This is a genomic window from Burkholderia sp. AU6039, from assembly GCF_002223365.1.
GTDB lineage: Bacteria > Pseudomonadota > Gammaproteobacteria > Burkholderiales > Burkholderiaceae > Burkholderia.
The window spans coordinates 164,640-186,083 of record NZ_NKFK01000002.1 but is presented as its reverse complement, the minus strand read 5'-3'; the positions used below and the strand labels follow the sequence as shown (position 1 = coordinate 186,083).

Annotated in this window: 20 protein-coding genes; 11 read left to right on the top strand and 9 right to left on the bottom strand. The window is 66.9% G+C overall.

All coding sequences use genetic code 11. The features are described 5' to 3' along the window. Window positions 1–11 precede the first annotated feature (11 nt). Together CFB39_RS02410 and CFB39_RS02405 are read right to left on the bottom strand one after the other, a co-directional pair. The gene (locus tag CFB39_RS02410; protein WP_089472070.1) at window positions 12–1,826 is read right to left on the bottom strand and encodes an aminopeptidase P family protein; all 1,815 of its coding nucleotides are present in this window, start codon (window positions 1,824–1,826) and stop codon (window positions 12–14) included. A gap of 18 nt (window positions 1,827–1,844) precedes the next feature. After that, window positions 1,845–2,099: a hypothetical protein gene (locus tag CFB39_RS02405; protein WP_039352130.1), complete on the bottom strand. Its 255-nt coding sequence runs from the start codon at window positions 2,097–2,099 to the stop codon at window positions 1,845–1,847. 171 nt (window positions 2,100–2,270) lie between these two features. Between CFB39_RS02405 and CFB39_RS02400 the strand changes: the two genes are divergently transcribed. The 7 genes from CFB39_RS02400 to CFB39_RS02370 all read left to right on the top strand — a co-directional run bounded on the left by CFB39_RS02400 (window position 2,271) and on the right by CFB39_RS02370 (window position 8,368). Continuing rightward, a complete protein-coding gene (locus CFB39_RS02400) occupies window positions 2,271–3,035 on the top strand; it encodes a response regulator transcription factor (RefSeq protein WP_089430538.1) in 765 nt (254 codons plus the stop codon). Between the two features lie 26 nt (window positions 3,036–3,061). Further along, the gene (gene hemA, locus CFB39_RS02395) at window positions 3,062–4,360 is read left to right on the top strand and encodes a glutamyl-tRNA reductase (protein WP_089424380.1); all 1,299 of its coding nucleotides are present in this window, start codon (window positions 3,062–3,064) and stop codon (window positions 4,358–4,360) included. Window positions 4,361–4,441: 81 nt separating this feature from the next. Beyond that, window positions 4,442–5,524, top strand: a complete 1,083-nt coding sequence (gene prfA / locus CFB39_RS02390) for a peptide chain release factor 1 (RefSeq protein WP_089430537.1) — start codon at window positions 4,442–4,444, stop codon at window positions 5,522–5,524. A 7-nt stretch (window positions 5,525–5,531) separates the two neighbouring features. Next, the gene (gene prmC / locus CFB39_RS02385) at window positions 5,532–6,374 is read left to right on the top strand and encodes a peptide chain release factor N(5)-glutamine methyltransferase (RefSeq protein ID WP_089472069.1); all 843 of its coding nucleotides are present in this window, start codon (window positions 5,532–5,534) and stop codon (window positions 6,372–6,374) included. Window positions 6,375–6,441: 67 nt separating this feature from the next. Beyond that, window positions 6,442–6,753 (top strand): Grx4 family monothiol glutaredoxin, encoded by a 312-nt coding sequence (grxD, locus tag CFB39_RS02380; RefSeq protein WP_006477066.1) that lies wholly within the window; start codon window positions 6,442–6,444, stop codon window positions 6,751–6,753. Window positions 6,754–6,769: 16 nt separating this feature from the next. Continuing rightward, window positions 6,770–7,366: a UbiX family flavin prenyltransferase gene (locus CFB39_RS02375; protein ID WP_048251007.1), complete on the top strand. Its 597-nt coding sequence runs from the start codon at window positions 6,770–6,772 to the stop codon at window positions 7,364–7,366. Window positions 7,367–7,576: 210 nt separating this feature from the next. Beyond that, complete coding sequence (locus CFB39_RS02370; protein ID WP_089472068.1) at window positions 7,577–8,368, top strand: class III extradiol ring-cleavage dioxygenase; 792 nt, start codon at window positions 7,577–7,579, stop codon at window positions 8,366–8,368. A 112-nt stretch (window positions 8,369–8,480) separates the two neighbouring features. On the opposite strand, the gene CFB39_RS02365 is transcribed toward CFB39_RS02370, so the two are convergent. Then, window positions 8,481–10,079 carry an APC family permease gene (locus tag CFB39_RS02365; protein WP_089472067.1) on the bottom strand — a complete coding sequence of 533 codons (1,599 nt, stop codon included), beginning with the start codon at window positions 10,077–10,079 and terminating at the stop codon, window positions 8,481–8,483. A 420-nt stretch (window positions 10,080–10,499) separates the two neighbouring features. Here CFB39_RS02365 and CFB39_RS02355 point away from each other — a divergent pair, with 420 nt between their 5' ends. Then, entirely contained in the window at window positions 10,500–10,703 is a 204-nt protein-coding gene (locus tag CFB39_RS02355; protein ID WP_006477070.1) for a cold-shock protein, read from the top strand. A 98-nt stretch (window positions 10,704–10,801) separates the two neighbouring features. On the opposite strand, the gene CFB39_RS02350 is transcribed toward CFB39_RS02355, so the two are convergent. The 3 genes from CFB39_RS02350 to CFB39_RS02335 all read right to left on the bottom strand — a co-directional run bounded on the left by CFB39_RS02350 (window position 10,802) and on the right by CFB39_RS02335 (window position 14,295). Further along, window positions 10,802–12,052, bottom strand: a complete 1,251-nt coding sequence (locus CFB39_RS02350; RefSeq protein WP_089472066.1) for an Hsp70 family protein — start codon at window positions 12,050–12,052, stop codon at window positions 10,802–10,804. Window positions 12,053–12,240: 188 nt separating this feature from the next. After that, window positions 12,241–12,846, bottom strand: coding sequence for a nitroreductase family protein (locus CFB39_RS02345; RefSeq protein WP_089472065.1), 606 nt, complete (start codon window positions 12,844–12,846; stop codon window positions 12,241–12,243). A gap of 165 nt (window positions 12,847–13,011) precedes the next feature. After that, on the bottom strand, window positions 13,012–14,295 hold the full coding sequence (locus CFB39_RS02335) for an MFS transporter (protein WP_089472063.1): 1,284 nt from the start codon (window positions 14,293–14,295) through the stop codon (window positions 13,012–13,014). A gap of 219 nt (window positions 14,296–14,514) precedes the next feature. On the opposite strand from CFB39_RS02335, the gene CFB39_RS02330 reads away from it, so the two are divergent. Both CFB39_RS02330 and CFB39_RS02325 read left to right on the top strand, forming a co-directional pair. After that, window positions 14,515–15,135, top strand: coding sequence for a TetR/AcrR family transcriptional regulator (locus CFB39_RS02330; protein ID WP_089472062.1), 621 nt, complete (start codon window positions 14,515–14,517; stop codon window positions 15,133–15,135). A 55-nt stretch (window positions 15,136–15,190) separates the two neighbouring features. Continuing rightward, on the top strand, window positions 15,191–15,763 hold the full coding sequence (locus tag CFB39_RS02325) for a DUF1415 domain-containing protein (protein WP_089472061.1): 573 nt from the start codon (window positions 15,191–15,193) through the stop codon (window positions 15,761–15,763). Between the two features lie 111 nt (window positions 15,764–15,874). On the opposite strand, the gene CFB39_RS02320 is transcribed toward CFB39_RS02325, so the two are convergent. The 3 genes from CFB39_RS02320 to CFB39_RS02310 form a co-directional block, all read right to left on the bottom strand. Then, entirely contained in the window at window positions 15,875–16,765 is an 891-nt protein-coding gene (locus CFB39_RS02320; protein WP_089424408.1) for an SAM-dependent methyltransferase, read from the bottom strand. Window positions 16,766–16,854: 89 nt separating this feature from the next. After that, window positions 16,855–17,988: a class I SAM-dependent methyltransferase gene (locus tag CFB39_RS02315; protein ID WP_089472060.1), complete on the bottom strand. Its 1,134-nt coding sequence runs from the start codon at window positions 17,986–17,988 to the stop codon at window positions 16,855–16,857. A gap of 137 nt (window positions 17,989–18,125) precedes the next feature. Next, window positions 18,126–18,620 carry an LEA type 2 family protein gene (locus CFB39_RS02310; protein WP_089424371.1) on the bottom strand — a complete coding sequence of 165 codons (495 nt, stop codon included), beginning with the start codon at window positions 18,618–18,620 and terminating at the stop codon, window positions 18,126–18,128. A 643-nt stretch (window positions 18,621–19,263) separates the two neighbouring features. Between CFB39_RS02310 and CFB39_RS02300 the strand changes: the two genes are divergently transcribed. After that, window positions 19,264–21,432 carry a M1 family metallopeptidase gene (locus CFB39_RS02300; RefSeq protein ID WP_089472059.1) on the top strand — a complete coding sequence of 723 codons (2,169 nt, stop codon included), beginning with the start codon at window positions 19,264–19,266 and terminating at the stop codon, window positions 21,430–21,432. Window positions 21,433–21,444 lie beyond the last annotated feature (12 nt).

Sequence of the window (21,444 nt, the reverse complement as noted above, 5' to 3'; positions counted from 1 at the left end):
CGCATGTTGTGTCAGATCGGCTGCGTACGCGCGTCGAGCCACGCCTTCGCATCGCCGCTCAGGTGCCGGCCGACACGCTCGCGCACCGTCGCGTGATACGTGTTCAGCCATGCGCGCTCGTCATCGTGCAGCATCTCGATCAGCACGCAGCGCGTGTCGATCGGGCACAGCGTCAGCGTCTCGAATGCGAGGAAATCGCCGAACTCCGTCTGCCCGGCCGCGCGGTTCACGACCAGGTTCTCGATCCGGATGCCCCACTGGCCGGGTCGATACACGCCCGGCTCGATCGACGTGATCATGCCCTCTTCCATCGCCGTGTGGGGCTCGGCCGGCGCGTAGTGCGAGATCACCTGCGGGCCTTCGTGCACGTTCAGGAAGTAGCCGACGCCATGCCCCGTGCCGTGGCCGTAGTCGAGCCCGGCCGCCCACATCGGTGCGCGCGCGATCGCGTCGAGCATCGGCGAGCGGATGCCGCGCGGGAAGCGGGCGCGCGACAGCGCCATCATCGACTTCAGCACGATCGTGAAATCGCGCCGCTGCAGGTCGCTGACGGTGCCGACCGGCACGACACGCGTGATGTCGGTCGTGCCCGTCACGTACTGGCCGCCCGAATCGATCAGCAGCAGGCCGTCGCCGGCGATCGTCGCATGCGACGCCGGCGTCGCGTGGTAGTGCGGCATCGCGCCGTTCGCGTTGAAGCCCGCAATCGTCGCGAAGCTTGCCGACACGTAGCCGGGGCGCCGGGCGCGGGCGGCCGTGAGCTTTTCCTCGATCGTCAGCTCGGTGATCGTCTCGCGGTTCACCGCCTGCTCGAACCACGTGAAGAACTCCGCGAGCGCGGCGCCATCGTGTTCCATCGTCACGCGCACGTGCTCGATCTCGGCGGACGTCTTGCGCGACTTCGCGAAGGTCGACGGATTCACGGCCTCGACGAGCTTCACGCCGGCCGGCACGGCCTCGAGCGTGCCGAACGTCACGCGGCGCGGGTCGATCAGCAGCGTCGCGCCGTCCGGCAGCGACGCGAGCGCGGCGCGCGCGGCGTCGTAGGCGCGAACGTCGACACCATCCTTCGCGAGCGAAGCGGTCAGCGCCGGCGACACCTTGCCGTCGGCGACGAACAACGTCGCGCGATCGGCGCCGATCATTGCGTGCGCAACGAATACGGGATTGAAGTTGACGTCGGCACCGCGCAGATTGAACAGCCATGCGAGATCGTCGAGCGTCGAGACGAAATGCCATTGCGCACCCTGCGCGCACATCGCGCGGCGCACTTCGGCCAGCTTGCTCGCGCGCGTCGTGTCGGCCTGCGGCGCCGTGTGCTCGAACACCGCGTCGCCGGGCAGACCCGGCCGCTCGGGCCAGATTGCATCGAGCAGGTCGAGATCGGTACGCAGCGCGATGCCGCGCGCATTCAGCGCACCCGTCAGCCCGCGTGCGGCCGCGACGCCCAGCACGGCGCCGTCGACGCCGACCGTCGCACCGGCCGCCACGTTCTGCGCGAGCCAGTCGACGTGCGGCGCGCTCTGCTGCCCGCCCGTCATCTTCATCAGTTGCACGCCCGTGCCGGCCAGTTCGGCCTCGGCCTGCACCCAGTAGCGGCTGTCGACCCATAGCCCCGCGAAATCCGCGGTCACGACCAGCGTGCCGACCGAGCCCGTGAAGCCGGACAGCCAGCGGCGGGCCTGCCAGCGCTCCGGCAGATACTCGGACAGATGGGGATCGGCGGACGGCACGAGATAGGCGGCCAGGTCCTCGCGGGCCATGGCGCCACGCAGCAGCGCGAGGCGGGCCGGCACCGGCGAGACTTCGGGAAGACGGGCATTCATGATTTCACCTGAGAACATTCAGCGACGGGCCGACAGCGTAACCGTCACGGCTACGACGAGGAACGCGACACCGGTGCAGACCGGCCATTCGAGCGTCTCGCCATCGTAAAACAGTCCCGAGAGATTGCCGGCCATGCGGGCCGCGCCCGCGCCGACGATGCCGGCGAGCACCGCGATCCACCATGCCGGCCGGCCCGTGCGCCGCATCGGATGCAGCCATCGGCCGAACAGCCCGACGGCCGCTCCCAGGACAAGGATTCCAAACCAGTTCATTCGACGCCTTCTATAAATTCAGATTCGTCCCATAGGCGTGAACGTTGCCAGCGGCTAGCATCGATTCATCCATCGAACCCGAGACCAGCCGGGTGCCGCCAACATTCGAGTGTAGGGGCCGACTCGACGTTATGGCAAGCGCGCGCCGGCTGCCGTATTGAAGAAATTCTCATGCGAATCGCTCTGATCGATCCGGACGCGCGCCATGCCGCGCTCCTGAACCGCCTGCTCTTTGCGGGCGGTCACGTGTGCCACGCGTTTCCGTCCAGCGCGGCGTTGTTCGAGTGGCTCGCCACCGACAACACCTGCGACATGCTGATCACCGGCCACTGGGCCGGCGACCAGCCGGCCGAGGAAGTCATCCCGCGTGCGCAGACGGTCCTGCCGGGGCTGCCGGCCATCGCCGTGATGCTGCTGCCGCGCGAGAGCGAAATCGTATCGTGCCTGCACGCGGGCGCCGACGATTGCCTCGTACGCCCCGTGAGCGGGCCCGAGCTGCTCGCGCGCGTCAACGCGCTGAGCCGGCGCGCCGGCGTCCGCCGGCCACCCAACCGCTCGCGCGAAATGTATGGCGAATACGCTTTCGACGCCACCCACTGCCTCGTTCGCTTCGACGACGCAATCGTTTCACTCACGCCGAAGGAGTTCCGGTTCGCGCAGCTGCTGTTCACGAACCTGTCGCGGCCGGTGTCGCGCGCCCATATCCTCGAAACGGTGTGGGCGCGCCGCCGCGACATGAAGTCGCGCACGCTCGATACCCATGCGTCCCGGCTGCGCAGCAAACTACGGCTGCTTCCGGAGCGCGGCTACCGGCTGCTGCCGCTCTACGGCTACGGCTATCAGCTCGACCGCGTGCCGATCGAGCCCCCAAATTCCCGGCCCCGCCACGCTGATGCCCGGTATGCGGCGAGTGAGGAAATCGCTGAAACGCTATAATATGGGGCTAAACGATAGCCCTCGATATGCAACTCCTCACGATCGGAATCAATCACCACACTGCGCCTGTCGCCTTGCGCGAACGCGTGGCGTTTCCGCTCGAGCAGATCAAGCCGGCTCTCGTCACGTTCAAGAACGTGTTTCTCGGCCCCCAGGCGCCCAATACGCCCGAAGCGGCGATCCTCTCCACCTGCAACCGCACCGAACTGTATTGCGCGACCGACGATCGCGCGGCACGCGAAGGCGCGATCCGCTGGCTGTCGGAGTATCACCGGATCCCGGTCGACGAACTCGCACCGCACGTCTATGCGCTGCCGCAGTCGGAAGCGGTCCGGCACGCGTTTCGCGTCGCATCCGGCCTCGATTCGATGGTGCTGGGCGAAACGCAGATTCTGGGCCAGATGAAGGACGCCGTCCGCACCGCGACGGAAGCCGGCGCACTCGGCACCTATCTGAACCAGCTGTTCCAGCGCACGTTCGCGGTAGCGAAGGAAGTGCGCGGCACGACCGAAATCGGCACGCAGTCGGTGTCGATGGCCGCCGCCGCGGTGCGCCTCGCGCAACGGATCTTCGAAAAGGTGTCGGATCAGCGCGTGCTGTTCATCGGTGCCGGCGAAATGATCGAGCTGTGCGCAACGCACTTCGCCGCGCAAGGCCCGCGCGAACTCGTCGTCGCGAACCGCACGGCCGAACGCGGCCAGCGGCTCGCCGAACGCTTCAACGGCCGTGCGATGCCGCTCGCCGACCTGCCGACCCGCATGCACGAGTTCGACATCATCGTGTCGTGTACGGCGTCGACGCTGCCGATCATCGGCCTCGGCGCAGTCGAGCGCGCGGTGAAGGCACGCCGCCACCGTCCGATCTTCATGGTCGACCTCGCGGTGCCGCGCGACATCGAGCCCGAAGTCGGCAAGCTGAAGGACGTGTTCCTCTACACCGTCGACGATCTCGGCGCGATCGTGCGCGAAGGCAATGCATCGCGCCAGGCTGCGGTCGCGCAGGCCGAAACGATCATCGAAACGCGCGTGCAGAATTTCATGCAATGGCTCGACACGCGCAGCGTCGTGCCGGTGATCCGTCACATGCATACGCAGGCCGACGCACTGCGCCGGGCCGAAGTCGACAAGGCGCAGAAGCTGCTCGCGCGCGGCGACGATCCGGCCGCCGTGCTCGAAGCGCTGTCGCAAGCGCTGACCAACAAGCTGATCCACGGCCCGACGAGCGCGCTCAACCGCGTGAACGGCGCCGATCGCGATTCGCTGATCGACCTGATGCGCGGCTTCTACCAGCACGCCCCGCGCTCGAACGACCAGTCCGGCCACTAGCGCCGCCAATCGCCCTGCCGCCGGCCGCGCGCCGGCCTATCCTTTCCGAATACCCCTTGCCCGGGAGCGCCGCTCCACACCATGAAGACGAGCATGCAACGCAAGCTCGACCAGCTGTCCACACGGCTGGCCGAACTGAACGACCTGCTGAGCCGCGAAAATGTCACGGCCGACCTCGACCAGTACCGCAAGCTCACGCGTGAACATGCGGAACTCGGCCCGGTGGTCGAACAGTACGCGCTGTGGCGCCAGTCGCGCAGCGACGAGACGGCGGCACAGGAACTGCTCGGCGATCTGTCGATGCGCGACTTCGCGGAAGACGAAATCCGCAGCGCACGCGAGCGCATGACCCGCCTCGAGACCGAGCTGCAGAAGATGCTGTTGCCGAAGGATCCGAACGACGACCGCAACATCTTCCTCGAAATCCGTGCGGGCACGGGCGGCGACGAATCGGCGCTGTTCGCGGGCGACCTGCTGCGCATGTACCTGCGCTTCGCGGAACGCCAGCGCTGGCAGGTCGAAATGATGTCGGAGAGCGCGTCGGATCTCGGCGGCTACAAGGAAGTGATCGTGCGGATCGCGGGCCAGGGCGCGTATTCACGCCTGAAGTTCGAATCGGGCGGCCATCGCGTGCAGCGCGTGCCGGCCACCGAAACGCAGGGGCGCATCCACACGTCCGCGTGCACGGTCGCGGTGATGCCGGAAGCCGACGAAATCGGCGAGGTCGAGATCAATCCGGCCGACCTGCGGATCGACACGTTCCGCGCGTCCGGCGCGGGCGGCCAGCACATCAACAAGACCGATTCGGCGGTGCGCGTCACGCACATTCCAACCGGGATCGTCGTCGAGTGCCAGGACGACCGTTCGCAGCACAAGAACAAGGATCGCGCGCTGAAGGTGCTCGCCGCGCGCATCAAGGACAAGCAGTATCACGAGCAGCACGCGAAGGAAGCCGCCACGCGCAAGAGCCTGATCGGCTCCGGCGACCGCTCGGAGCGGATCCGCACGTACAACTTCCCGCAGGGCCGGATGACCGACCACCGGATCAACCTGACGCTGTACCGGCTCGAGGCGCTCATGGACGGCGACCTCGACGAACTGATCAGCGCGCTGGTCAGCGAACACCAGGCCGAACTGCTTGCGTCGCTCGGCGATGCCGACTGAGGCCGCGATGCCCGACACCACCGCCGACGAACTGCTGCGCGCGTCGCCGCTCGACGCGGTCGATGCGCGCGTGTTGCTCGCGCACGCGCTCGGCTGGACCCGCACGCAGTTGATCACGCGCGGCGACGCGCCGCTCGACGCGGTCGCGGTCGAACGCTACCGCGCGCTCGAGGCGCGCCGCCTGGCCGGCGAGCCGGTCGCGCAGCTCGTCGGGATGCGCGAATTCTTCGGCCGCCCGTTCGACGTGACGCCCGACGTGCTGATCCCGCGTCCTGAAACCGAACTGCTCGTCGAAGCCGCACTCGATGCGATCGACGGGCTGCCGCATCCGGCCGTGCTCGATCTCGGCACGGGCAGCGGCGCGATCGCCGTATCGATCGCCGCCGAGCGTCCCGATGCACGCATGTGGGCGCTCGACCGTTCGCCGGCCGCCCTTGAGGTCGCACAACGCAACGCAGGCAAGCTGCTCGACGCGCGCCGCCCCGGCGGCCCGCTGCACTGGCTGCAGAGCGACTGGTACGCCGCGCTCGATCCGGCGCTCGCATTCGACGCGATCGTCAGCAACCCGCCGTACATCGCGCAGCACGATCCGCACCTCGAGCAGGGCGACCTGCGTTTCGAGCCGCGCGGCGCACTCACCGACGATGCCGACGGCCTCAGCGCGATCCGCACGATCGTCGCTGGCGCCGGCTCTTATCTGAAACCGGGCGGCACGCTCTGGATCGAGCATGGCTACGACCAGGCCGAGGCCGTGCGCGCGGTGCTCGCCTCGCACGGCTTCGTCGCGATCGAATCGCTCGCCGATCTGGCCGCCATCGAACGCACGACAGGCGGCCGCCTGCCGGGCTGATGCCCGGCCCGCCCGGTTGAAATCCGCTATCATTTCGATCTAACGCCCCGCTAACGCAAGGTCAGTCATGGACACCCAACAACGTATCAAGCAAATCGTCGACGAAAACCAGGTCGTGCTCTTCATGAAGGGCAACGCGCAATTCCCGATGTGTGGCTTTTCGGGCCGCGCCGTCCAGGTGCTGAAAGCCTGCGGCGTCGACCAGTTCAAGACGGTCAACGTCCTCGAAGACGACGAGATCCGCCAGGGCATCAAGGCATTCTCGAACTGGCCGACCATCCCGCAGCTCTACGTGAAGGGCGAATTCATCGGCGGCTCGGACATCATGATGGAGATGTACCAGTCGGGCGAACTGCAGCAACTGTTCGCCGCCGCGTAATACGTCCCTCCTTTCGATGGCCTCTCCCAGCGCGCCGCCACGCCGGCTGATCGTCGCGATCACCGGCGCCACCGGCGCGATCTACGGCGTCCGGCTGCTCGACCTGCTGCGCGCCGCCGGCGGCGTCGAAACGCACCTGCTGATTTCGAACGCCGGCTGGCTCAACATCCAGCACGAACTGAAGCTGTCGAAGGCCGATGTCGAAAGCCGTGCGGACGTCGTGCATTCGGTGCGCGACGTCGGCGCGACGATCGCATCGGGGTCGTTCGCGACCGACGGCATGGTGATCGCGCCCTGCTCGATGAAGACGCTCGCGAGCGTCGCCCACGGGCTGTCCGACAACCTGATCACGCGCGCAGCCGACGTCACGTTGAAGGAACGCCGCCGCCTCGTGCTGATGGTGCGCGAAACGCCGTTCAACCTTGCGCATCTGCGCAACATGACGGCCGTCACCGAAATGGGCGGCATCGTCTTCCCGCCGCTGCCCGCGTTCTACGCGATGCCGAAGACGATCGAGGAGCTCGTCGACCAGACCGTCACGCGCGTGCTCGACCTGTTCGCGCTCAGCGCACCGCTGACGACGCCGTGGGCCGGTATCCGGCACGCGCAGTAAGCGAGCACCCCACGGTCCGTTCGTCGCACATCCGCGCCGATTTTCACTGAAATTCACTCAATTTCGCGCATACAGCGTCCAGCTGCCGTGAAGCGCACGGCGCCGCCCGGATTATCAACAAACAAGCGTCAATCAAATTCCCGATCGCGGATTTATCAATACCCGGTGCGCGCCTATAGTCACAGGCAAATCCCTTTGCAGGCCACCACCATGAACCGCTTGCCTTCGCTCTACCTGTCCCACGGCGCCCCGACGCTGCCGATCGACCCGACGCTGCCGTCCGGCGCGTTCACGCACCTCGCCGCCGAATTGCCGCGCCCGCGCGCGGTGCTGATGCTGTCCGCGCACTGGGGCACGCAGCGCCCCGTCGCCAGCATTGCCGCACATCCGGAAACGATCCACGATTTCTACGGCTTTCCGCAGGCGCTGTACGACATCCGCTACCCGGCGCCCGGCGCGCCCGACGTCGCCGAACGCGCGGCTGGGCTCCTGAATGCGGCCGGCATCGAGACCGCGACGACCGAGCACGGCCTCGACCACGGCGCGTGGGTGCCGATGCTGCTGATGTTCCCGGAAGCCGACGTGCCGGTGGCGCAGCTGTCGATCCAGCCGCGCGCGGATGCCGCCCACCACTTCGCGCTCGGCCGCGCACTGCGACCGCTGCGCGACGAGGGCGTGATGGTGATCGGCTCCGGCCAGATCACGCACAACCTGCGCGCCGCCGATTTCGGTGCGGCACCGGAGGATGCAGACCCGCGCGTCGCGGAATTCACCGACTGGTTCGAGGCGAAGCTGGCCGCGCGCGACGTCGATGCGCTGCTCGACTACCGCCGGCAGGCGCCGCACGCGGCGCTGATGCATCCGACCGACGAGCATCTGCTGCCGGTGTTCACGGCACTCGGTGCGGCGGACGACGACTACCAGCTCGGCATCCAGTCGCTCGGCACGTACCAGCGCGTGCTCGCGATGACGAACTACGTGTTCGCCGGCGCGGCCGCCTGAGCGGTCGCGCGGCAGCCGCCGACCGCCCAACAAAAAACCCGCCCGAGCATCGCTCGGGCGGGTTTTTTTACGCTGCTTGCTGCCGCCGCCGAATCCGGCGGCAGGTCACGCGTCAGGCACCGACCCCCTCGAGGATCTCGTCGTGCGATTCACGCTCGTCGAGATACTTGGTCCGGTAGCCGGTATTCACGCCCCAGAAGTAGAACACCAGCGAGATCGCCGCGACGACCACCATGTCCCAGCCGTACGGAAGCACGCCGTGGCCGCCGAACTCCTTGCTGCCGATCAGCGACAGCACGGCCATCGTCGGCAGGTACGCGACCAGCCACCAGGCGGCCTTCAGGTCGTCACCCCAGCCGGTCCAGCCCGACTTCGCCTGGAAGTAGAAGTACACCGGCAGCGCGACGATCATCAGCAGGATGATCTCGCCCGTCAGCGGCCACTTCGCCCAGTACAGGATCAGCGACGCGCAGACGAATGCGAACGGGGCGATCAGCTTCATCAGCGGAATCGACAGCGGACGCTCGATGTCGGTCGCCGAACGGCGCAGCGCCATCAGGCTGATCGGGCCGGTCAGGTACGAAATCACCGTCGCCACCGAGATCACTGCCGCGAGCGAGCTCCAGCCGCGGAAGAAGAACAGGAAGATGAACGACACGAGCAGGTTGAACCACATCGCCTGGCGCGGCACGCCGTAGATCGGGTGCACGTTGCCGAACATCTTCGGCATCGTGTTGTTGCGCTCCATCGCATAGATCATGCGGGTGGTCGTCGCCATGTAGGTCGTACCGGTGCCGCTCGGGCTGATGAACGCGTCGACATACAGCAGGATCGCGAGCCAGTTCAGGTTCAGCGCGATCGCGAGTTCCGCGAACGGCGACGAGAAGTTGAAGTGCGCCCAGCCCTTCGCGACGTCGGCCGGATTCACCGAGCCGATATACGCCATCTGCAGCAGCACGTAGATCACGAGCGCGAGCAGAATCGACGTGATCACCGCGAACGGCACGCTGCGCGACGGGTTGCGCGCTTCACCGGCCAGGTTCACCGGGCTCTGGAAGCCGTTGAACGCGAACACGATGCCGCTCGTCGCGACCGCGGTCAGCACCGCCGACCAGCCGTACGGCGCGAAGCTTGCATTCGATGCCGTGCCGAGGTTCTCCGCATGGAAGCTCGTCAGCATCAGGCCGAGGATCGTGAGGCCGGGGATCAGGAACTTGAAGATCGTGATCGCGGTGTTCGCCCGCGCAAAGGCCTTGACGCCCCAGTAGTTCAGCATGAAGTAGATGACGACCAGCACGGCCGACAACAGCAGGCCGAGCGTCTGTAATTCGCCGTTCACGAACAGTGCGTGCGCCCAAGGATACGGCCACGTGCTCATGTACTGGATCGACGCCTCGGCCTCGATCGGGATCACGGATACGATCGCGATCCAGTTCGCCCACGCACTGATGAAACCGACCAGCGAACCGTGCGAGTAGCGCGCGTAGCGCACCATGCCGCCCGACTCGGGGAACATCGCGCCCAATTCCGCGTAAGTCAGTGCAATGGCAAGAATCACGACAGCGCCGATGATCCATGCGCAGATCGCCGCCGGACCGGCAATCTTCGCGGCCTTCCAGGCGCCGAACAGCCAGCCCGAGCCGATAATCGAACCCAGCCCCGTCAGCATCAATGCAAACGGGCCGATGTTCCGTTGAATAGAACTCTTCACATCCTCTCCTGTGTCTCAAAAAGCATGGTCGGCCCGCGGTCCGGGATCGGCTCGGACAGCACCGCGCACGCAATTTTGGGGGGGCGTGTCACCCGATCGGGGCAACCCGTCCACGCGGCGCGTAGTTTAACGGTTGCACCTCAAACGTGGCGCCAAAATCGTTCGGCCCCTACAAAAAATTCGCATCGTTTGCAAGCTTTGTAAACCTGATCTCCGCAATAACCCTGAGTCCATGGAAATACGGTTGACCACGCGGTTGATAAGCCGTATAAAGGACTTCGCAGGATTTCAAGTGGCGAGTGAATTGGTTCTTTCGTAGTTCGCCCATCAACGGTACTCCGGTTGGTCCTATTACCCCTTCCTTGATTTTCCGCACCCCATGGGCCTCGGCCCCGTTTTATCTTTTTAGGAACAAGTAACATGGCAACCGGTACCGTCAAGTGGTTCAATGACGCAAAGGGCTTCGGCTTCATCACCCCGGAAGGCGGCGGCGACGATCTGTTCGCGCACTTCTCGGAAATCCGCGTCGAAGGCTTCAAGACGCTGCAAGAAAACCAGAAGGTTGAATTCGAAGTGAAGACGGGCCCGAAGGGTCTGCAAGCTGCGAACATCCGTCCGGTCTAAGCTTGGCGCGATAATTCGTGAAAAAAGCCCCGCTTCGGCGGGGCTTTTTGTTTTTCGGCGCCGGTCGACCGGCATCGCGGCCTTTCAGCCGCCCGCATTCAACCGAACAATCGCTGCGCGTGAATGCCGAGGCCCGTCGCGACACTCGCGAGGCGGTCGCCGAACACCGGTTGCGCATCCGGGAATGCACCCGCGAGCGCGCCCGACAGGAACGCGAGCCCCGTCGAGCCACCGGTGAAATACAGGGCGCCGACATCGCGCGGCGCCACGCCCGCCAGCCGCACCGTCTCGCGCGCGGCGTCGACGATGCGTGCGGTGTCGTCGCGGCTCGCGTCGACGAGCCGGTCGGCATCGAATGCGATCTGCAGATCCTCTTCCACGTCGTTCAGGTCGATCATCGTCTCCCCGCCCGCCGCGACGCCGATCTTCGCTTCTTCCGCACGCGCCATCAGCGCATGCCCGAGCCGCTGCTCGACCACGCTCGTGAGCCGGTCGTACTGCTGCACGTCCCGGTACAGGTGCTTCATCAGCTTCAGCTCGCCGAGCCGCTTCGGCGTGTAGACCGTGTTGATCAGGTGCCAGGTGGCGAGATCGAAGTAGATCTTGTTCGGCAACTCGCGCCCTTCGGGGTCGAGCGAACGGTAGCCGAATGCGGGCAGGATCGCCGCCAGCTCGACACGCCGGTCGTAATCGGTGCCCGCGACGTGCACGCCGTGGTGGGCCAGCACGTCGTCCTTGCGCTCGAGCCGCGCCATCCGTTCGGGCCCGACGCACACCAGCGAGAAGTCGGACGTGCCGCCGCCGATGTCGGCGACGAGCACGAGGCGCTCCGCCTGCTGGCGCGACTCGTAGTCGAACGCGGCCGCGATCGGTTCGTACTGGAATTGCACGTCCGCAAAGCCGACCGATCGCGCGGCGGCCTCGAGCTGGTCCTGGGCGAGGCGGTCGGCGCGCGGATCGTCGTCGACGAAGAACACCGGCCGGCCGAGCACCGCACGGCCGATCGGCGCGCCCGCGCGGGCTTCGGCCTTGCGCTTCAGGTGCGTCAGGAAGCGCGCGATGATTTCGGTGTACGCGATCGCGCTGCCGTCGCCGAGATCGGTCGTCGTTTCCGCGAGCGGCGAGCCGAGGATGCTCTTCATCGAGCGCATCAGCCGGCCGTCGAAACCGTCGATATAGGAAGCCAGCGCCGCACGGCCGTATTCGACCGTCTCTTCGTCGTTGTTGAAGAAGATCGCGGTGGGCAGCGTCAGGTGGTCGCCCTCGACGGGCGCGAGGCGCATGCCGTCGCCGTCGGGCAGCGCCACGGCGGAATTGGACGTGCCGAAATCGATCGCGCAGTAAGTCATGGGAAGTTGCCGCAGCAGGGCCGGCGCGAAAACGGAAAGGACGGGCTTTTTAACATGAAGCCCGCGGGATCACAACCGGGGCCGGCCACCAGTCCCGCGCAATGGGCCCGGGAGGCGGCGGCGCGCAACCTGGCGCGCCGGAGAGCGATGCGGGCGGGATGCGCGACGCAGCCCGTCCGCCAGGCAGGTCAGGCTACCGCGTCGAAACCCTTCTTCCACGCGCCCGCATAGACGACCTCGCCGATCGCATGGCGCGTGCGCGGCGCCTTCTCGCGATCGCGCAGCACCGGATCGAGCTTGTCGACGTTGCCGTAGTGACCGAGCGAGATGATCGCTGGAATCGCGACGTCGGCCGGAATCGCGAACGCATCGCGGAACGCCTTCGCGTCGAAGCCGCTCATCTGGTGGGCGGCCAGGCCCAGTGCGTGCGCCTGCAGCACCAGCGACATCGCGGCGGCACCCGCGTCGTACAGCGCGGTGGGAGCCGGCTCACCCTTCGGCGTGAGCGTGTGCGCGGTCACCGCGATCAGCACGGGCGCCGGCGCATTCCAGCCCTGGTTGAACGGCACCAGCGTCGCGAACGCGCGTTTGAACGCGTCTTCGTCCTGCGTGCGGTCGAATACGATGAAGCGCCACGGCTGCGCGTTGTACGCGGACGGCGCCCAGCGGGCGGCTTCGAGCACCGCGTGCAGATCGCCGGCGCTGACGGCTTCATCCGAATACGCGCGCGGGCTCCAGCGGCCCGCGATCAGGTCGTGAATCGAAACAGTGGTGGGAGCAGGTTTGACGGACATGCGGTTCCTCGCTGACATCGATGAAGGGGCGCGAACGCCCTGGCGAACCGCAAGCATACCCGCTTGAGCCGATGCGCGCCCGATCCTCCCGCGCTATGCAAATCTCCGTGCGTGCATTGCCCGGCCATCCGTCGCGCGGCCGGCCGGGCCATCGGATTGCCGCGCTCAGGCCGCCTGCGCGGCTGCGCGCGACGGGCCGCGGTTGATCCGCAGCACGATCAGCGCGCCGACGATGCACAGCCCGCCCGAGATCATCGACGCGATCGTGTAGGTGCCGAGGCTCGCGCGCAGCAGCCCCGCGCCGAGCGCCGCGAACGCCGCGCCGAGCTGGTGGCCGGCGACGATCCAGCCGAACACGACCGGCGCCGCGGCCTTGCCGAACACGTCGGTCGCGAGCCGCACGGTCGGCGGCACGGTCGCGATCCAGTCGAGCCCGTAGAACATCGCGAACAGCGGCAGCCCGAAGAAATCGACCCCGAACGCGTGCGGCAGGTAGATCAGCGACAGCCCGCGCAGCCCGTAGTACCAGAACAGCAGCACGCGGTTGTCGTAGCGGTCGGACAGCCAGCCCGACAGCGTCGTGCCGAACAGGTCGAACACGCCCATCGCCGCGAGCAGCGACGCGCCCTGCACTTCCGTCATCCCGTAGTCGCTGCACATCGCGATCAGGTGCGTGCCGACGTAACCGTTGGTGCTCGCGCCGCAGATGAAGAAGCTGAAGAACAGCAGCCAGAAATCGCGCGAACGGCTCGCCGTCAGCAGCGTGCGGAACGCGACCGTGAGCGGGTTCTCCTTCGTCGCCTCGGGGGCGGACGGCGCATCGGCCGGTTCGCCGTACGGGCGCAGCTGGACGTCGGCCGGCCGCTCGGGCAACAGGAACGCCACGAGCGGAATCACGATCGCGGCCGCGACCGCGACGACCAGCACGACCGGCCGCCAGCCATGGCGCTGCGCGATCGCCGCGAGCATCGGCAGGAACACGAGCTGGCCGGTGGCCGTGCTCGCGGTCAGGATCCCCATCACGAGGCCGCGCCGCGCATGGAACCAGCGCGTGACGAAGGTCGCGGACAGCGTCAGCGCGACAACGCCCGTCGAGCAGCCGACCATCAGGCCCCAGATCACGACCATCTGCCAGCTCTGCGTCATCATCGACGACAGCGCGACGCCCGCGCTCATCGTCACGAGCGCGGCGAGAATGGTCGGACGCAGCCCGAAGCGCTGCATCGCGGCAGCCGCGAACGGGCCCGTCAGTCCGTACAGCGCGATATTCACCGAGATCGCCAGCGAAATCGCCGCGCGGCTCCAGCCGAGCTCGCGCTCGAGCGGCACCATCAGCACGCTCGGCGTCGCGCGCGTGCCGGCCGCCGCCAGCAGGATCAGGAATACCACCGCCGCCGCGAGCCATCCGTAGTGGAAGCGCCCGCCGATTCGTGTCACCGCCCAGTTCATCTTCGCATTCTCCAGTTGGCGGCTCCGGTGCCTCCGCACCCGCGCCGCTCGCCCTGCCAGGCCACCTCCGCCGCACGCTGCATCGGCTGACCCGGGCCGACGCTTGGCATTTGTCTGTTGATCCGGTCTGCTTTGTTACCGACCGGTCACAAGTGTGTTGCGATCGTAGTGACCAATCGGTAACATGTCAAGCAATCCAATATGCAGTCGAGGGTCATCATGTCGGGCATCGAGATCGCCAAACCGCTGCCGCGCCGCACGCGCCGGCCGATCGACGGCGCCACCGCGCAGGAGCACCTGCTGCGCGCCGCCGAGGAGCTGTTTTACAAGGAAGGCGTTCGCACGGTGGGCGTCGAGGCGGTGGTGGAGCGCGCGGGCGTCAACAAGATGAGCCTGTATCGCCAGTTCTCGTCGAAGGACGAGTTGATCCTCGCGTACCTGGAGCGGATGGATGCGTGCTTCTTCGACCGCTTCAACACGAGCGTCGCGAAGCACCCGGGCCAGCCGAAAGCGCAGCTGATCCAGTATTTCGTCGATCTCGCCGAGCGCGCGACGCAGCAGGATTACCGCGGCTGCCCGTTCGTCAACGTCGCGGCCGAATTCCCGGATGCGTCGCACCCGGCGCGCGAGCGCGTCGCGCAGAACAAGGAACAGCTGATGAAGCGGCTCGCCGCGCTATGCGAAGACGCCGGCGCGCGGCAGCCGCAGGCGCTCGCCGACTCGCTCGCGCTGGTGATCGAAGGCATCTACGCGGCAAGCCAGACCTACCGGCACGGCGAAACGCCGATCGGCGTCGCGCCCGCGCTCGTCACGCAGTTGATCGAAGCCGCCTGCGCGTGACGGCGCGCCCGCTACAATGCGGCCCTCGCCGCCCTTCCGCCCGACTGGTTTCACGATGACCGACACCCGCCCCGAATCGCACGACGACATCCTCGCCGCCACGCGGCACTGGCTCGCGCGCGCGGTGATCGGGCTCAATCTGTGCCCGTTCGCGAAAAGCGTCTATGTGAAGGAACAGGTGCGCTACGCGATCAGCGAAGCGACGACGCTGGAAGACGCGCTCGCCGAACTCGAAACGGAACTGCGCGCGCTCGACGCGGCGGACCCGCAGCAGATCGACACGACGCTCGTGATCTTCCCGCATGCGTTCGCCGATTTCATCGACTACAACGATGCGCTGTTCTTTGCCGACCGGATGGTGCGGCAACTGCGGCTCGACGGCGTGCTGCAGATCGCGAGCTTCCATCCGGACTACCGGTTCGAGGGCAGCGAGCCCGACGACATCGAGAACTACACGAACCGCGCGCCGTACCCGATCCTGCACCTGCTGCGCGAGGACAGCATCGCGCGCGCGGTCGACGCGTTCCCGGACGCGTCCGCGATCTACGAAAGGAATCAGGAAACGCTGCGGCGCCTCGGCCATGACGGCTGGCGCGAATGGATGCGCCGGCCGGGCGACGACGTCTGACGCGACGTGCAACGGACGGCGTGTAACGTGCGACGTGCAACGGACGGCGTGTAACGTGCGACGGGCGGCGTACAACGTGCGCCGCACGCGACGCGCCCGCCCACGCGCAGGTCAGCCGGCGGCCGGTTCGACGACCTCGCCGCCCGCGGCCGCGGCCTCCGGCACGAAGAAGCGTGCGTTCAGCTCGGCCAGCCCGAACATCCCGAGGATCTCGTTCAACCGCTCGCCGGGCCGCCGGCGCGGCAGGTTCTTGTACTGCGCGATGATCAGCTCGTTCTTCATCGAATGCTCCCAGCCGACCAGCTCGGTCACGCTGACCTGGTAGCCGTGCGCTTCGAGCTGCAGGCAGCGCAGCACGTTGGTGATCTGGCTGCCGAATTCGCGCGTATGCAGCGGATGCCGCCACACCTCCGTCAGCGCGTTCGCGAGCGACTTGCCCTTGTTCTTGCGCAGCACGCCCGCGACTTCCGCCTGGCAGCACGGCACCAGCACGATGTGCTGCGCGCGCTTCGCGAGCGCGAAACGGATCGCGTCGTCGGTCGCCGTGTCGCACGCGTGCAGCGCGGTGACGACGTCGACCGTTTCAGGCAGTTTCGGCGACGTGATCGAATCGGCGACCGACAGGTTCAGGAACGACATGCCGCCGAACCCGAGCCGCGCGGCAAGCTCGGCCGAACGCGTGACGAGCTCCTCGCGGGTCTCGATCCCGTACACGTGCGACGCGAACGCCGGTGTGCCGTGCCCCGGCTGCTGCTTGAAGAACAGGTCGTACAGGATGAAGCCGAGATACGACTTGCCGGCGCCGTGATCGACGAGCGTCACGCTGCCACGCTCGGCCTGCACGCCGGCGAGCAGCGGCTCGATGAACTGGAACAGGTGATAGACCTGCTTCAGCTTGCGACGGCTGTCCTGGTTCAGCTTCCCGTCGCGGGTGAGGATGTGCAGTTCCTTCAGCAGCTCGACGGACTGCTCCGGGCGGATTTCGTGGGTCTTGTTCGACATCGTGATGCGGCGCCGGGCCACGGTCGGTCGACCACGGCCCGGCGGCGGGAATTCGTGAGGAATGGCGACAGTTTACCGAAAATGCGCGGTCAGGCTCGTGCGCCGAGCCGCCAGAGCGACGTGACCTCGGCCTGGCGGGCCGCGTGCAGCGGATCGTCGGCATCCATCGCCTTCGGGTGAGCGGGACGGATGTCGTCGCGGCCAAGCACGACGAGGCCGGCTTCGTCGATCCATTGCAGCAGCGTGTCGCGCGGCCGCAGGCCGAGATGCTCGGCGAAATCGGACAGGATCAGCCAGCCTTCGCCGCCCGGTTCGAGGTGCGCGGCAAGCCCCGCGAGGAAACCGCGCAGCATGCGGCTGTCCGGATCGTAGACCGCGTATTCGATCGGCGCGCTCGGCCGGGCCGGCACCCACGGCGGGTTGCAGACCACGAGCGGCGCACGGCCGGCCGGGAACAGATCCGCCTCGACGACTTCGACGCGATCCGCGTGGCCCAGCCGTTCGACGTTCTCGCGCGCACAGGCGAGCGCCCGTGCGTCCTGGTCGGTCGCGACGACACGCTCGACGCCGCGCGACGCCAGCACGGCCGCCAGCACGCCGGTGCCGGTGCCGATGTCGAACGCGAGCGACGTCGCCGGCAGCGGCGCGCGCGCGACGAGTTCGACGTATTCGCCGCGCACCGGCGAGAACACGCCGTAGTGCGGATGGATCGGCGCGCCGCCGAGCGCCGGGATCGGCACCCCTTTCTTGCGCCATTCGTGCGCACCGACGAGGCCGAGCAGTTCGCGCAGCGACACGACCGACGGCGCGCCGCCGGGCCCGTACGCCTCTTCGCATGCGGCACGCACGTCGGGCGCGCGGCGCAGCGGAATCGTGTAGTCGGCCTCGAGCGGGATCAGCAGCATGCCGAGCGTGCGGGCGCGCTGCGACTGCGCGAGACGATGCAGGTTGAACGCGTCGACGCCGGCCGCGGCTTTCGCCTTCTTCGGCTTGCGCTCGACACGGCGCGCCATCGCCTGCACGAGCTGGCGCGCATTCTGGAAATCGCCCTGCCAGACGAGCGCGGTGCCCTCGCAGGCGAGACGGTAGGCCGCGTCGGCGGTGAGGCGGTCGTCGGCAGGCACCGCGCGCTTCGGCGGTTGCACGCCGGCTTCGGAGCGCCAGCGCACGGCATGTTCGGCGCCGTCGGCGTCGGTCCAGTGGAAAACAGGGAAATCGGTCACGCGAACTCGGTTACGGTTGGCTTCAACGGGCGGCGCGACTCTATTGCGGGCGCCGCGCGGCTCACACCTTACCGCGCTTTGCCCGCGCGGCAAAGCGCGGGGCCGGCCCGCGCCGCGCGCCGCCGTGCTCGCCGGGTTCAGCCGCCCCACCCCGGCATCGCGGGCAGGCGCAGCGTGCCGGCATCGTTGAAGTGCACGGTGCCGAGCACGCCGCCCGCAAGCCGGCCGCGCAGCGCATACGGCAGCGCGCCGTTCGCGGCCGCGCCGGGCAGGTTCCACGCCTGCCGCGCGGCGGCGAAGGCCGACACGGAAACCGGCACGTCGAGCACGGCCTCGCCGAAGCGCGGCACGGTGCCCGAGCGATCGCTGACGCCGCTCGCGAACGGCGTGCCGTTCAGGTCGAGCGCGACCGAGATGCCGTCGTAGTCGATCGGCGCGTCGTTCGGGTTCTGCACGCGCAGCTTCAGGCTGAAACGCATCTCGAGGCCCTGCCCGACGAGCGGGTCGAGCCCGGCGACCGTCACGCGCACCGGGTCGCGCGTCAGCCCCGCGCAGCCGCCGAGCAGGAGCACGGCGGCGAACAGCAGCAGCACGGCGCGCAGCGGCGCGATACGGAACAAGGTGCGTGGCATGGGAGAACCTCCTCGCGGCAATCGGTGAGCGGATCGTCGCTGCATTGTACCGAGCACGCCCCGGTACGCCGGGTTTCGTAGTTTTCGCAGCCACGCGAGATCGTTAATAGATTAAAACTACGAAAACAAATGCCAAACGGAAAGCGCATTAATGCCTCCCAGCATTCAATGACGCACGGCGAATTCAATAGATGCAATTTCTAAATTTTTCGTTTCCTTTACCTAAAACCATCAAGTATATTTACGCATCCTTCGAGCAAGCCGACAAACCTTGAAGCCGCATGACGGTGATTTTACGGAACGGCGACACGCCTTCCTGCCATCCTGCGACGAGGCCCGGCCAGCCCCGTAGGTCGTCTGTTCAAAGGGGAAAGCACGCCCGCCCAGGGCGTGCGGCTCCGTGTCGTGCGCGCGAAATCAATTCAGTACAACACGCGCCCGGCCATTTTGAACCGGCAAGTTAACCGACATCCGGAAATCCAGAGGGGGCAGTAAACCATGATTACCTTCACGTAGTCGGCCGCCGTCTTTTCGAATAATCCGTCATTGGCATTTTCATCGCTGTTGATTAACGGCGAGGGGATTGTTTTTGCCGGCGTTTTCGCAGCACTGAACGATTCTTTCAACAATCGAGGTTTCAGTCATGTCGATCAACATTCGCAAGATGCGTTATCTGCCGATCGTCGCCGCGCTCGCGCTAGCCGGGTGCGGCGGCGACGACGGCGGCGCGGGCTCGGCGTCCGCGCTCAGCTCCGCCGGCGCGCCGCACTCGGGCTCGTCGCCCACCGTCACCGCGCCGCCGAGCGCATCCAACGTCGACAAGAGCGTCTCGCCTGTCGAGTTGCCGGACACCGTGGTACCCGTGAACTACCGGCTGTGGTTCCGCCCGAACGACGCGCTGAACGCGTTCGACGGCCGTGCCGACGTCGAGATCAAGGTGCTGAAGCCGGTCAACAACATCGTGATCGCCGGCCACCGGATAAAGTTCACGAACGGCCGCATCACGCTGCAGCCGGGCAACATCCAGCTGATCGCGACGCCGCAGGACAAGGGCGACTTCTACCAGTTGCGCCCCGTGAGCGGCACGATCTCGCCGGGCAACTATTCGCTGCACATGGAATGGTCGGGCATCATCAACTTCAAGTCGTATGACGATCCGGTCAACCACACCGGCGGCAGCTGCGGCAACGATCCGTACCCGGGCTGCTCGGCCGCGGAAGGCGTCTTCCGCGTCGACCTGAAGGGCACCGACGGCAAGACGAGCGGCGCGATCCTCACGCAAGGCGAAACCAACCTGTCGCGCCAGTGGTTCCCGGGCTGGGACGAACCGGCATTCCGGCCGACCTATGAAGTGACGGCCGAAGTGCCGCAAAGCTGGCGGGTCGTGTCGAACGCGGCCGAGAAACCGTCGACCAACGTCGGCGGCGGCTACAAGCTCGTGCAGTTCGAGAAGACCCCGCCGATGCCGTCGTACCTGCTGTTCTTCGGCGGCGGCCTGTTCGACACCTACGAGGACGACTTCACGAGCCCGCTGCCGGGCGGCAAGGGCGGCCTGCACCTGCGCGTGTTCACGCCGCCGGGCATGAGCGACTGGGCGAAGCCGGCGATGGACCGCACCAAGCAGGCGCTCGACTTCTACTACCGCTACACGGGCATCGCGCTGCCGCTCACGAAGTTCGACACGGTGGCCGCGAACGACGCGTTCAAGGAGCAGAAGGACCTGAACTTCGGCGGGATGGAGAACTGGGGATCGATCCTCGAGTTCGCCGACGACATCCTGCCGCAGCCGGGCCAGCCGATGTCGCACTACGGCAACGAGGTGCTGACGCACGAAGTCGCGCACCAGTGGTTCGGCGATCTGGTCACGGCCGACTGGTGGGACAACGTGTGGCTCAACGAGTCGTTCGCGACGTTCTTCGAGACGAAGACGACGATCCAGTTCTTCCCCGACGAGTTCAGCTGGCTCGACCAGGTGAAGAACAAGTACCGCGTGATCAATCGTGACATCGGCCCGAACGCGTTCCCGGTCGCACCGAACTTCAACGGCTGGGCGTCGAACGACTTCGTGCTGAGCGCCAGCGCGTTCACGTACGACAAGGGCGGCCACGTGCTGAAGACGCTCGAGAACTATCTCGGCGAACAGACGCTGCGTAAGGGTCTGCAGCAGTACCTGGTCGACTACTCGTTCGGCAACGGTACGCCGAAGCGTCTGTGGGATGCGCTGTCGAAGGAAAGCGGCCAGGCGATCGGCGCGATCGGCGACAGCTACGTCCGCCAGACCGGCGTGCCGCTGATCTCGCTCGACACGCAGTGCGACCTGACGAAGAACCAGACGGTCATCACGCTGAAACAGCAGCCGTTCCCGAACAAGAACGCGTATCCGGGCCTGCAATGGACGGTGCCGATCACGCTCGCGTACGGCCAGGGTCTCGCGAAACGCACGACGCTCGCGCTGAAGGACACGCAGACGCAAACGCGCGTCGACGGCTGCACGGGCGTGGTCGCCGACCCGAGCGGGCTCGACTACTACGTCGTGAACTACAGCGACGCGGCCTGGAGCGGGCTGCTCACGCAGGTCAACGGCTCGACCGATCCGGTCCTGCTCGCGAACCTGAAGAGCGAGGCCGCACTGCTCGTCGCGAACAACCTCGCGCCGGCCTCGCGCTCGACGTCGATCGGCTCGGTCGCTTCGCCGGCCGCGATGAAGCTGCGCCAGACGCCGACCTTCGGCGGCCTCGAGCCGGTGACGAAGGAACGCCCGGCACTTCACTACCAGGGCATCTTCAAGCCGCGCAAGGTAGTGACGCAGTAACGGTGCGCCTCC